Source organism: Rhodopseudomonas infernalis (assembly GCF_022271405.1).
GTDB classification, from domain to species: domain Bacteria; phylum Pseudomonadota; class Alphaproteobacteria; order Rhizobiales; family Xanthobacteraceae; genus Rhodopseudomonas; species Rhodopseudomonas infernalis.
In genome coordinates, this window is record NZ_JAJNAL010000038.1 from 15,849 (window position 1) to 28,288 (window position 12,440).

The following is a 12,440-nucleotide window of genomic DNA, read 5'->3' on the forward strand; positions in this document are numbered from 1 at the left end:
GCTATGGCGGCGAGACTTGCGAGAAATGCCGATGTGCCCGCATTTTTCAATGGCGGATGGGCCGGCGCGCGGCAAACCGCGCCGGAATCAGGCGTCAGATTAGATATTGCTTGGCGATGATCTCGCCGAGGCGGCTGTTGTCGGCCAGGAATTCCTGGATAAATTCGTGCAAGCCCCGCTGGAAGATGTCTTCCATGTCGGAATGCTCGAGCCGGTTACGAATGCCGCGGGCGTGGCGCTGCGCCGGCCCCTGACGGCCATAGGCGACGCCGATCTGGTCGAGGTTGCGGAGCAGATCGCCGTAGCAGGACGCGAGTGAGCGCGGCAGGCTGTCGTTGAGGATCAACAGGTCGGCGATCAGCCACGGCTTCAGCGTCTGCCGATACACCCAGTGATAGGCGGTCTGCGCCGACACCGAGCGCAGGATCGACGACCACTGATAGTAATCGAGCGGGCCGCCGACGTGCTCCTCCTCGGGCAACAGCAGATGATATTTGACGTCGAGAATCCGCGCGGTGTTATCGGCCCGCTCCAGATGGACGCCGAGCCGCGAGAACCAATAGGCGTCGTTGCGCAGCATGGTGCGATAGGCCGAGCCGTCGAACCGCAGTGAGGCCTCCTGCACGAAGCGGAGGAAGCCATCGAGCTGCTCGCGAGTCTTGGCACCCTTGCTCCAGGTCTCCTGCAGTTCGATCCAGGCGCTGTTGATGGTTGCCCACATCTCGCCGGTGAGCGCCGTGCGCACCGACCGCGCGTTCAGCCGTGCTGCCTCGATGCAGTTGCGGATCGAGGACGAGTTGGTCGAGGCGAATGCGAGATATTCGACGACGTTGGCCTCGTTCGCCTCGTCGTAGTGCGTGTAGAAGCTGGCGGCGACGCCGGCCGTCAGCAGCGCCGAATCCCACTCGTTACCCTGACCCGAATAGGTGTTGGGCAGGGCGGTGACACGCAGCGTCGCCTCGATCGTCCGCGCCAGATACTCCGCGCGTTCGACATAGCGGGCGAGCCAGAACAGGTTTTCAGCGGTGCGGGAGAGCATGGCGCGAACTCGGGGACGGCGTTCTCCCTCGCCCCTTGCGGGGGAGAGGCGGGGTGGGGGGTGACACGAGGTGAGGATCCCGTTGTGGAACCCCACCCCCGAAACCTCCCCGCAAGGGGGAGGGGAGCGGGCAGCGGTCGTGGCGGCGCTCGACGTGTGCGGCGGAGCTACTCATCCAGAATCCACGTGTCCTTGGTGCCGCCGCCCTGGCTGGAGTTCACCACCAGGGAGCCTTCCTTCAGCGCCACACGGGTCAGGCCGCCGGGGACGATGGTGACGCGGTCGCAGCCGGTGAGCACGAACGGGCGCAGGTCGACATGGCGCGGCGCCAATCCGGCTTCGGTGCATGTCGGGCAGGTGGAGAGCGCCAGCGTCGGCTGGGCGATGAAGCCCTCCGGCTCGCGCTTCAGCTTGTCGCGGAACGCCTCGATGGTCGCCTTGGTGGCGGCGGGGCCGATCAGCATGCCGTAGCCGCCGGAGCCGTGCACTTCCTTGACGACCAGTTCGCCGAGGTGATCGAGCACATAAGCGAGGTCTGCCGGCTCGCGGCAGCGCCAGGTCGGGACGTTCTTCAGGATCGGCTCCTCGCCGAGATAGAATTTCACGATCTCCGGCATGTAGCTGTACACCGCCTTGTCGTCGGCGATGCCGGTGCCGACCGCATTCGCGAGCGTGACGTTGCCGGCGCGATAGGCCGACATCAGCCCGGGCACGCCGAGCGCGGAGTCCGGACGGAAGGTCAGAGGATCGAGGAAGTCGTCGTCGACGCGGCGATAGATCACGTCGACGCGTTTCAGCCCCTCGGTTGTGCGCATGAACACTTCGTCGTTCTTGACGATGAGGTCGCGGCCCTCGACCAGCTCGATGCCGAGCTTGTCGGCCAGGAACGAGTGCTCGTAATAGGCGGAGTTGTAGATGCCGGGCGTCATCAGCGCGACGGTCGGCTCCGACGAGGAATGCGCCGGCGCCACCGAGCGCAGCGCGGTCAGCAGTTCGTCCGGATAGCGCTCGACCGGCGCGATGCGGTGGCGGGCGAACAGATCCGGGAACAGCCGCATCATCACTTCGCGGTTTTCCAGCATGTAGGACACGCCGGACGGCGTCCGGGCGTTGTCCTCCAGCACGTAAAAGTCCTCGTCGTCGACCCGGACGAGATCGATGCCGGCGATGTGGACGTAGACGTCGTGCGGCACGGCCTGACCGTTCATCTCCGGGCGGAACACCGGGTTCTGAAAGATCAGATCGTGCGGGATGATGTCGGCGCGCAGGATGTCGCGGCCGTGATAGATGTCGCGCAGGAACATGTTGATCGCGCGCACCCGCTGCTTCAGCCCGAGTTCCATCCGGGCCCATTCGGTGCCGGACAGGATCCGCGGGATCACGTCGAACGGGATCAGCCGCTCCTGGGCCTCGGCGTCGCCATAGACCGCGAAGGTGATGCCGATCCGCCGGAACAGCATCTCGGCTTCCTCGCGCCGGTGGGCGAGCGCCTCGGGCGGCGTGTCTGCAAGCCAGCGGGACAATTCTTCATAGGCCGGGCGGGGCTCGCCGCCGGGACCTTTCATCTCATCGAACGCAACTGCCATGTCGCCAATTTGATTCCAAAGCTGTTTGCACGAGAGTGCAGCACGGAACACGATGGTAGCAAGCGTCGGGCCAGCAAGATATGGATGGAGTGGACCGATTTATGCGAGCAGGCAGGGATGTTGCTCGAAAAACGGGCGGCAGGACGCCTAATTAAGTGCCAATGTGCAAGTTGAGACGGCCGAGCCACGGCCGGGAGGGACAAGGGACGTCATGAGCGACATCGTCACGGCGGGTATTCTGGTGATCGGCGACGAGATCCTGTCCGGCCGCACCAAGGACAAGAACATCGGCTTCATCGCCGAATACCTCACAAACATCGCTATCGACCTGCGCGAGGTCCGTGTCGTCGCGGACGACGAGGACGCGATCATCGAGGCGCTCGACGCGCTGCGCAACCGCTACACCTATGTCTTCACCACCGGCGGGATCGGCCCGACCCACGACGACATCACCGCAGACTGCGTCGCAAAGGCGTTCGGTGTGTCGATCGGCTATCATCCGGAGGTGGTGGCGCGGTTCCGCGAGCGCTTCTCGGAAGCGGAACTCAACGAGGCGCGGCTGCGGATGACGCGGATCCCGGAGGGGGCAGAGCTGATCCAGAGCGCGACGATCATCGCGCCGGGGTTCAAGATCGGCAATGTCATCGTCATGGCCGGTGTGCCGTCGATCATGCAGGCGATGATGGATATCGTCGCGCCGAAGCTGAAGTCCGGCGTGAAGATGCTGTCGGACACCGTCAAGGCCGACGCCCGTGAGGGCGATATCGGCGGGCCGCTGCGGGCGATCGCCGCGGCGCATCCGGACACGATGATCGGCAGCTATCCGTTCCTCGACGAGGAGCGCAAACCGAACACCAATCTGGTGGTCCGCTCGCGCGATCCGGAGAAGCTGCAGGCCGCCATGACGGCGGTGAAGCAGATGCTGGCCGAGTTGCAGGCAGGGCGGACTGGTTGAGCACAGAGGTTGTTCGACGTCATTGCGAGCACCCGGATCGGCGCTCTGCGCCGTCCGGGCACAGGCTCCGCGAAGCAATTCAGCGCCACGCGCGCGGCGTGGATTGCTTCGCCTTCGGCTCGCAATGACGGAGAGATTGGAGTGAGTGAATGGAGAACGAGCAGCGGGCGGGCCGGCCGTTTCCGGTGTCGTGGGATCAATTCCACCGCGACTGCCGGGCACTGACCTGGCGGCTCAACGAAGTCGGGCCGTTTCACGCGGTGATCGCCATCACCCGCGGCGGCCTGGTGCCGGCGGCGATCGTGGCGCGCGAACTCGGTCTGCGGGTGATCGACACCATCTGCATCGCCAGCTACGAGCACGACAAGCAGGGCGAGCTGCAGGTGCTGAAAGGCGTCTCCGAGCAGACCGCCGCGCTCGGCGGCGGCACCGGCAAGGGTCTGCTGATCGTCGACGACCTGGTCGACACCGGCAAGACCGGCCGCATGGTGCGCGACCTGCTGCCCGACGCCCATTTCGCCACCGTCTACGCCAAGCCCAAGGGCAAGCCGCTGGTGGACACCTTCATCACCGAAGTCTCGCAGGACACCTGGATCTTCTTCCCCTGGGACACCGGCCTCAGCTTCCAGCCGCCGCTGAAGGACGGCGCGGCGTAGCGGGGCAATGACGGAGAGGGAGCAGCAGCCTAACCTCTCCCCGCGCGCGGGGAGAGGTCGGATTGCGTAGCAATCCGGGTGAGGGGGCGTTTCCGCGAGTCTGAGCATTTCGGGTGGCTCCCCTGACCGCCGATCAGTACATCGCAGGCGCTCGGCCACGCGGAGGCGCCCCCTCATCCCAGCCTTCTCCCCGCAGGCGGGGAGAAGGAGCGCGCCGTGTGCGTGAAGCAGTCGTGCTCGACATCCGGAGCTCCCATGCCGCTGCAAAACCGCGTCACGCCGTTCGGTGACATCGTCGCAGTCGCCGCGCGCGGGATGTTCACCGGCAATCGCGGCATCATCCATGATCCGGCGACGCGGACGCTGCTGAACCGGCGCTGGTCGAATCCGGCGTGGATCACTTGCGTCTGCGACTTCCGCGGCCGCCGCCGCGCCGTGATGGCGACGCGGAGCTGGACCGAGCTGTTCTTTCTCGATGAAGCGACCGCGCTCGCGGCCGGGCACCGGCCGTGTTATTACTGCCGCCGCGAAGACGCCAAGCGCTTCGCCGCCGCATGGGTGCGGGGCAACGCCTTGTCCCGCATCACCGCCAAGGAGATCGACGGGGTGCTGCATCGCGAACGCCTCGACGGGCGGGACAAGCGGTTGCATCCGCTGCCGTGCGCGGTGAGCGAGTTGCCGGATGGCGCGATGGTGGCTGAACGGAGTGACCCAGCTTCACCGGTTGCCGCCGACGAGGCTATGCCGCAGCGGAGTCCCGCATGCTACCTGATCATGCGCGGCCGCCCGCTGCGGTGGTCGTTCGACGGCTATCGGCCGGCTGATGCCGAGGCGCTGGATCTCCAACCGATGCGCTGTGTCCTGCTCACACCGCCCTCGACGCTGCGCGCCCTCATCGCAGGCTATACGCCCGCACTGCATCCAACCACAGGCACCACCTAACCCCGTCATTCCGGGGCGCGCGCAGCGCGAACCCGGAATCCATAACCCCTGTGGACGAGATCAAGCACAGCGGCGCGACGTCACGCACTAACAACATGGTCCAGGGAGTATGGATTCCGGGTTCGCCGCTGCGCGGCGCCCCGGAATGACGGGGAGAGGTTGGTGACGAAAGAGAGGCCGGCGACCGAGGGATGCCGGCCTGTTGACTTGTTACTTAAACCGTCTCCTCGCCAGCACCGCCCCGGTTACTTGAACCGCTCCCGCGCCAGCTCAGCGCCTGCACCCAGCGCCGCCAGCTTGGCTTCCGCGATCTCCCGCCGCATCGGGGCCATGCCGCAATTCGTCGTCGCCACGATGTTGCTTTTCGGCACGTGCTTCATCACTGCCTCGATGGTGGCGCAGACGTCCTCGGCGGATTCGACCTCGTCGCTGGCGACGTCGATGACGCCGGCCTGCACGATCTTGCCCTTCAGCAGCGACAGCAGCTCCAGCGGCACCTTGGAGTTGCGGCATTCGACCGCGACCTGCTGGATCGAGCTCCGATCGATCGCCGGGAAGATGTCCTCGTATTGCCGCCACTGATCGCCGAGCGTTTCCTTCCAGTCGGTGTTGGCCTTGATGCCGTAGCCGTAGCAGATGTGCACGGCGGTGGCGCAGGTGAGGCCCTGCGCGGCGCGCTCCAGCGCCTTGACGCCCCAGTCGGCGGCCTCGCTCATGTAGACGTTGAACGCCGGCTCGTCGAACTGGATCATGTCGATGCCGTCGGCGGCGAGCGCCTTGGCTTCCTCGTTCAAAAGCTCGGCGAAGGCGAACGCCATCTTGACGCGGTCGCCGTAGTGATTGTCGGCGATGGTGTCGATGATGGTCATCGGGCCGGGCAGGGTGAACTTGATCTTGTGCGTGGTATGCGCCCGCGCGATCTGCCCTTCGAAGCCGTGGACGCGGCCCTTCAGCCGCAGCGGCGCGACGACCTGCGGCACCATCGCTTTGTAGCGATCGTTGCGGATACCCATCTCGACCTTGTGGGCGAAGTCGATGCCTTCCACCGCTTCGAGGAAGCCGTGGACGAAATGCTGCCGCGCCTGTTCGCCGTCGGTGACGATGTCGACGCCGGAATCTTCCTGCAGCTTCAGCGCGAGAATCGTGGCGTCGCGCTTGGCACGGGCGAGTTCCTCGCCGCTCGATTTCCACGGCGCCCACAGCTTGTTGGGCTCGGCGAGCCATTCGGGCTTCGGCAACGAACCGGCGATCGTGGTCGGAAACAGCATCGGTCACTCCCGGGCTTAAGGGGCAGTCTGTCTGCCATGTCTCGGCCGCGCCGTACAGCCGGCCGAGACCGAGGTGACAAGCCCGCGGCAGCCGGGCTAGGATCGGCGCAAACCCGCCAAGAGGACCAGGGAGCCCGCATGATCGAGCTGTTTTACGCGCCGACCCCGAACGGCTGGAAGATTTCGATCATGCTGGAAGAGTGCGGCCTGCCGTACAAGCTTGTGCCAATGCAACTCGGCCGCGGCGACCAGCACAAGCCGGAATATCTCAAGCTCTCCCCGAACGGCCGGATGCCGGCGATCGTCGATCACGCGCCGGCGGACGGCGGCGGACCGCTGAGCGTTTTCGAGAGCGGTGCGATCCTGATGTATCTGGCGGAGAAGACCGGCAAATTCATGCCGGCCGCGACCCGGCCGCGGTTCGAGGTGACGCAGTGGGTAATGTGGCAGATGGCCGGGCTCGGGCCGATGCTCGGCCAGAACGGTCACTTCCTGCTCTACGCGCCGGAGAAGATCCCTTACGCGATCGACCGCTACACTCGCGAGGCCAAGCGGCTGTACGGCGTGCTCGATACGCAGCTCGATGGCCGCGACTACATCGCCGGCGACTACTCGATCGCCGACATGGCGTGCTTCCCCTGGATCATGACCCACAAGGCGCAGGGACTGTCGCTCGACGAGTTTCCCAACGTAAAGCGCTGGTACGCGCGCCTGCGCGAACGCCCCAAGCTGCAGGCCGGCCTCGCGCTGGGCAAGGAAGACCGCAAGCCGATGGACGAGCAAGCGCGAAAGCTGCTGTTCGGCGTCGACAAGCCCGCGCATGCGGAAGCGGGCGCCGCCGCCGATGCGCAAGGCGCGCAGCAGCAGTGAGGGCGAAACACGATCGCGCGAGGCGCGCAGCTTGGGTGGACGTAGGAAAGATTGTTGGCGTTCGCACCACCATCACCGTCATCGCCCGGCTTGCCCGGGCGACCCAGTATTCCAGAGCGCGTGCGGCGGGCGACGGCGCACAACACGAGTGCTCTGCGATACTGGCCCCCCCGCTTTCGCGGGGGATGACGGGGAAGGCGGTGGCGGCGCAGTGCGTTTCGCTCAGCGTTCGTCATTCCGGGGGTCGTCATTCCGGGTTCGCGCTGCGCGTGCCCCGGAATGACGGATTGAGAGTTCAGTAACAACCAACAACAACCAAGAAAAGGAAACGCCGATGCTTGAAGTGTTCTTTGATTGCTCCAGTCCCTGGACGTATCTTGCCTTCCACAACATCCAGCCGCTGGCGAAGGAGATGGGCGAGGAGATTAGCTGGCGACCGATCCTGGTCGGCGGCATCTTCAACTCGGTCAATCCGAGTGTGTACGAATCGCGCAAGACGCCGGTGCCGCTGAAGGCGCGCTATACGCTGAAGGATCTGGCCGATTGGGCGCGGTCGTCCAATCTGGCGATCAAGATGCCGCCGAGCGTGTTTCCGGTGAACAGCGTCAAGGCGATGCGCGGCTGCCTGTGGCTGTTGCGCGACAAGCCGGACGCGATGGTGCCGTTCGCCACCGCGGTTTTCGAAGCCTATTGGGGCGACGATCAGGACATCTCCAAGGACGAGGTGCTGACCGCGATCTGCGCCAGGTGCAAGATCGATCCGCAGGCGTTCTTCGCGGCCATCGCCGAGCCGGCGATCAAGGATCAGCTCAAGGACAACACCGAGGAAGTGATCGCGCGCGGCGGCTTCGGCTCGCCGACGATCTTTGTCGACAAGACCGACATGTATTTCGGCAACGACCGCTTGCCGCTGGTGCGCGAGGCTCTGGCGCGTCGCAAAGTGAGCGCCGCCTGATGCCGAAAGCCGTGGTGTGCCGCGAACTCGGGCCTCCCGAGGCGTTGCGGCTGGAAGAGGTCGAGCGCAAGGCGTTGAAACCGGGTGAGGCACGGATCGCGCTCCGCGCCGCCGGCATCAACTTCCCCGACATCCTGATGTGCGCCGGCGAGTATCAGCTCAAGCCGGAGCTGCCGTTCATTCCCGGCATGGAAGCTGCCGGCGATGTCGTCGAACTCGGCGAGGGCGTCGGCAACGCCAAGGTCGGCGACCGCGTCATCGTCAAGCTGCGGTTCGGCGCCTATGCGGACGAGGTGGTGACGGCGGCGTCGCAGCTGACACCGGCCCCGTCCACCTTCGACTACGCCGAGGCCGCGACCTATCTCGCCGGCCACGGCACTGCGTGGCACGGCCTGGTCGAGCGCGGCCATCTGAGGAAGGGCGAGGTGCTGCTGGTGCATGGCGCCGGCGGCGGCGTCGGCCTCGCCGCGGTCGAGGTCGGCAAGTATCTCGGCGCGACGGTGATCGCGGCGGCGTCGAGCGAGGAGAAGCTGGAGGTGGCCCGCGCGCGCGGTGCCGATCATGGCTTGCTGTACAGCGCCGAGCCGTTCCGCGACGCCGTCAAGCGCATCACCGGCGGCCGCGGCGCCGACGTGGTGTTCGATCCGGTCGGCGGCGAGATCTTCGAAGACAGCGTGCGCTGTATCAACTGGGGCGCGCGGCTGCTGGTGGTGGGCTTCACCGGCGGCATTGGCCTCGCGCGCACCAACCTGATCCTGATGAAGGGCGCCAGCGTCGTCGGTGTCCGCGCCGGCGAGGCGGTGCGGCGCGATCCGGCGCTCGGCGAGCAGCGCATCGCGACGTTGCTCGACCTCGCCGAAAAGGGCGTGCTGCGGCCGAATATCTCGCACCGCGTGCCGCTGACTGAATGGGCGCGCGGCATGCAATTGCTGATCGACCGTAAGGCGATCGGCCGGGTCGCCCTGATCCCATAGGTTAAAATTTTCAAGGCCGCGCCAGCGAAGATTTCGCTTGGCGCGGCTTTGCCAAATGTGGAATGTGCGGCGCAAAACAACGAGGATCGAATGGGCGCTGAAGTCGAACGCGACGCGTATCTCAAGATGGTCGGCTGCGAGATCGGCGTGTCGGAATGGCACGTACTGGATCAAAAGCGGATCGACACTTTCGCGGACTGCACCGAGGACTGGCAGTTCATCCACGTCGATCCGGAGCGCGCTGCGCGCGAGACACCGTTCGGCTCGACCATCGCGCACGGCTTCCTGACGCTGTCGATGCTCAGCGTGTTCAGCTACGAGGCGATGCCGAAGATCAAGGGCGTCACCATGGGCGTCAATTACGGCTTCGACCGCTTGCGTTTCATCTCGCCGGTGAAGGCGGGCATGCGGGTGCGCGGTCGCTTCATGCTGGCCGAAGCGACGTGGCGCAAGCCGGGCGAATTGCTGTCGCGTACCAGCGTCAATGTCGAGATCGAGGGCGAGAAGCGCTCCGCACTCGTGGCCGACTGGCTCGGCCTGATCTACTTCGAACAATAATCCGGGAAACAGCACACATGGCTATCAGGTTCGACGGACGCGTCGCTATCGTCACCGGCGCGGGCAATGGTCTGGGACGCGCGCATGCGCTCGGCCTCGCGGCGCTCGGCGCCAAGGTCGTCGTCAACGATTTCGGCGGCGCGCGTGACGGCACCGGCGGCTCGATGACCGCGGCAGAGACCGTGGTCGAGGAGATCAAGAAGGCCGGCGGCACCGCGATGGCCGATGGCGCCGACGTCTCCAACTACGAGCAGGTGCAGGCGATGGTCGCCAAGGCGACCAAGGAGTGGGGCAGCGTCGATCTTCTCGTCGCCAACGCCGGCATCCTGCGCGACAAGTCGTTTGGCAAGATGGAGCTGAGCGATTTCCAGAAGGTGATCGACGTGCATCTCGCCGGCACGTTCTACTGCTGCAAGGCAGTGTGGGACGGCATGAAGGAGCGCAACTACGGCCGCATCGTGCTGACCACGTCGTCGTCCGGCATGTTCGGCAATTTCGGCCAGGCCAATTACGGCGCGGCGAAAGCCGGCATCGTCGGGCTGATGAACGTGCTGGCGCAGGAAGGCCGCAAGACCGACATCCGCGTCAACACCGTGTCGCCGACGGCCGCGACGCGCATGACCGAAGAGCTGCTGCCGCCGCAGGCGCTGCAGCTGATGAAGCCCGAGGCGATCACCCCGGCGGTGCTGTTCCTGCTCAGCGAAAACGCCCCGACCCGTACGACGCTCGGCGCCGGCGCGGGCTCATTCGCGCAGATCAAGATCATCGAGACCGAAGGCATCAACCTGCCGGAGTCCGAATGGACCCCCGACGGGATCGCGGCGCACTTCGCCGAGATCAGCGACGACTCCAAGGCCCAGGCACTCGAAGGCGCGTTCCAGCAGACGCAGAAATACGTGGCGCAGGCGGCGGCGAGGCTGGGCATCAAGATGTGAGGCGAGGGGCGCATTGCTCCACCCTCCCGATTGTCATTCCGGGGCGCGCGCAGCGCGAACCCGGAATCTCTGAGGCGCAGAACATCTCGGGATTCCGGGTTCTCTCGCTGACGCGAGCGCCCCGGAACGACGTGCTTGGGGCTTAAGACTTCCAACGCGTCGGAGCGGTGGAGAGAACGGGACCCTCTCCACGAGTCATTCCGGGGCACGCGTAGCGTGAACCCGGAATCTCTGCGCTGGCCCCGGTTGGTGTATAAGCGCGGATGAACTCCTCCGGACCCCTCAGCCGTGGTTGACATCATCGACATCGACATCGACGTCGCCGTGATCGGCGCTGGGCCGGCCGGGCTGATGGCGGCGGAGACCGCTGCGCAACGCGGTGCGCGTGTCGTCGTATTCGACAGCATGGGAGCGCCGGCGCGGAAGTTTCTGCTCGCCGGGCGCGGCGGGCTCAATCTCACCCACAGCGAAGCCCTTCCGGATTTTCTGGCGCGCTACGGCGCCGCGCAGCCGCGGCTCCGTCCGGCGATCGAAGCGTTTCCGCCCGAGGCGCTGCGCGCGTGGGCCGACGAACTCGGCCAGCCGACCTTCGTCGGCACCAGCGGGCGGGTGTTTCCCACCGCGATGAAAGCGTCGCCGCTGCTGCGCGCCTGGCTGCGCCGGCTCGACGGGCAGGGCGTGCGGCTGCAGCTTCGGCATCGCTGGGCCGGCTGGGACGATCAGGGCCACCTGCGCTTCGAAACCGCGACCGGCCGCAGCACGATCGCCGCGCGCACAACCGTGCTGGCGCTCGGCGGCGCGAGCTGGCCGCGGCTCGGTTCGGACGGCGGCTGGGTTCCGCTGCTCGCCGCCAAGGGCATCGCGATCGCGCCGCTGAAGCCGGCCAATTGCGGGTTCGTCGCCGCTTGGTCGGCGTTGTTCGCCGACAAGTATCAAGGTGCACCACTGAAGAACATCGCACTGTCGTTCGGCGACCGCACCGTGCGCGGTGAAGCGGTGATCACGCAAGGCGGCATCGAAGGCGGGGCGATCTACGCGCTGTCGGCATCGCTGCGCGATGCGATCCTGGCGACCGGCGAGGCGCGGCTCAAGATCGCGCTGCGGCCCGATCTCGGCGTCGACGAACTCGCGGCGCGGCTCGCCAAGCCGAAGGGCAAGCAGTCGCTGTCGACATATCTGCGCAAAGCTGTGGGGCTGACGCCGGCCGGCATTGGTCTGTTGTACGAAGCGGCGCTGGCGGACGGCGTCCCGCTCGCAGCGATGTCGCCGCAGGCACTCGCCGCGCTGATCAACGCCGTCCCGCTACGCCTCACCGGCGTCGCGCCGATTGCCCGCGCGATCTCCAGCGCCGGGGGCATCGAGCTGGGCGAGATCGACGACGACTACATGCTGAGCAAACTGCCGGGCGTGTTCGCCGCCGGCGAAATGCTCGACTGGGAAGCACCAACGGGCGGCTACCTGCTGACGGCGTGCTTCGCGACCGGCGTTGCGGCAGGGCGCGGCGCGGCGAAGTATCTCGGGCGATAATTTTCGTCATTGCGAGGAGCGAAGCGACGAAGCAATCCAGTCCGGTGCACCAAGCTGGATTGCTTCGCTCCGCTCGCAATGACGAACGATGGGCCGGGACCCTCCCCACGAGTCATTCCGGGGCACGCCACCGGGTCCGGCCTTCGGCCGGCCCGATGACTGGCTCCGCGCGAGC

General features: G+C 66.2%; 12 protein-coding genes. 9 read left to right on the top strand and 3 right to left on the bottom strand.

Features of this window, described 5'->3' with window-relative positions:
* Positions 1-94: 94 nt before the first annotated feature.
* Both LPW26_RS20620 and LPW26_RS20625 read right to left on the bottom strand, forming a co-directional pair.
* The gene (locus LPW26_RS20620; protein WP_238737503.1) at positions 95-1,039 is read right to left on the bottom strand and encodes an alpha-E domain-containing protein; all 945 of its coding nucleotides are present in this window, start codon (positions 1,037-1,039) and stop codon (positions 95-97) included.
* A 167-nt stretch (positions 1,040-1,206) separates the two neighbouring features.
* Positions 1,207-2,625: a circularly permuted type 2 ATP-grasp protein gene (locus LPW26_RS20625; protein WP_238737504.1), complete on the bottom strand. Its 1,419-nt coding sequence runs from the start codon at positions 2,623-2,625 to the stop codon at positions 1,207-1,209.
* 211 nt (positions 2,626-2,836) lie between these two features.
* Here LPW26_RS20625 and LPW26_RS20630 point away from each other — a divergent pair, with 211 nt between their 5' ends.
* The 3 genes from LPW26_RS20630 to LPW26_RS20640 all read left to right on the top strand — a co-directional run bounded on the left by LPW26_RS20630 (position 2,837) and on the right by LPW26_RS20640 (position 5,178).
* A complete protein-coding gene (locus LPW26_RS20630) occupies positions 2,837-3,580 on the top strand; it encodes a competence/damage-inducible protein A (protein WP_238737505.1) in 744 nt (247 codons plus the stop codon).
* A 149-nt stretch (positions 3,581-3,729) separates the two neighbouring features.
* Complete coding sequence (gene gpt, locus LPW26_RS20635; protein ID WP_238737506.1) at positions 3,730-4,236, top strand: xanthine phosphoribosyltransferase; 507 nt, start codon at positions 3,730-3,732, stop codon at positions 4,234-4,236.
* 255 nt (positions 4,237-4,491) lie between these two features.
* On the top strand, positions 4,492-5,178 hold the full coding sequence (locus tag LPW26_RS20640) for a hypothetical protein (protein WP_238737507.1): 687 nt from the start codon (positions 4,492-4,494) through the stop codon (positions 5,176-5,178).
* 245 nt (positions 5,179-5,423) lie between these two features.
* Here LPW26_RS20640 and LPW26_RS20645 read toward each other — a convergent pair whose 3' ends face one another.
* Entirely contained in the window at positions 5,424-6,446 is a 1,023-nt protein-coding gene (locus tag LPW26_RS20645) for a methionine synthase (protein ID WP_238737508.1), read from the bottom strand.
* A gap of 138 nt (positions 6,447-6,584) precedes the next feature.
* On the opposite strand from LPW26_RS20645, the gene LPW26_RS20650 reads away from it, so the two are divergent.
* From LPW26_RS20650 to LPW26_RS20675, 6 genes are all read left to right on the top strand, one after another.
* A complete protein-coding gene (locus LPW26_RS20650; RefSeq protein ID WP_238737509.1) occupies positions 6,585-7,316 on the top strand; it encodes a glutathione S-transferase N-terminal domain-containing protein in 732 nt (243 codons plus the stop codon).
* A gap of 334 nt (positions 7,317-7,650) precedes the next feature.
* Entirely contained in the window at positions 7,651-8,271 is a 621-nt protein-coding gene (locus LPW26_RS20655) for a 2-hydroxychromene-2-carboxylate isomerase (protein WP_238737510.1), read from the top strand.
* On the top strand, positions 8,271-9,245 hold the full coding sequence (locus LPW26_RS20660) for an NADPH:quinone oxidoreductase family protein (protein ID WP_238737511.1): 975 nt from the start codon (positions 8,271-8,273) through the stop codon (positions 9,243-9,245). Before LPW26_RS20655 ends, LPW26_RS20660 begins: the two co-directional genes overlap by 1 nt.
* A gap of 90 nt (positions 9,246-9,335) precedes the next feature.
* Complete coding sequence (locus LPW26_RS20665) at positions 9,336-9,803, top strand: MaoC family dehydratase (RefSeq protein ID WP_238737512.1); 468 nt, start codon at positions 9,336-9,338, stop codon at positions 9,801-9,803.
* A gap of 17 nt (positions 9,804-9,820) precedes the next feature.
* Complete coding sequence (locus LPW26_RS20670) at positions 9,821-10,738, top strand: SDR family NAD(P)-dependent oxidoreductase (protein ID WP_238737513.1); 918 nt, start codon at positions 9,821-9,823, stop codon at positions 10,736-10,738.
* Positions 10,739-11,026: 288 nt separating this feature from the next.
* Positions 11,027-12,265, top strand: coding sequence for a BaiN/RdsA family NAD(P)/FAD-dependent oxidoreductase (locus tag LPW26_RS20675; protein ID WP_238737514.1), 1,239 nt, complete (start codon positions 11,027-11,029; stop codon positions 12,263-12,265).
* The last annotated feature ends 175 nt before the right edge of the window (positions 12,266-12,440 follow it).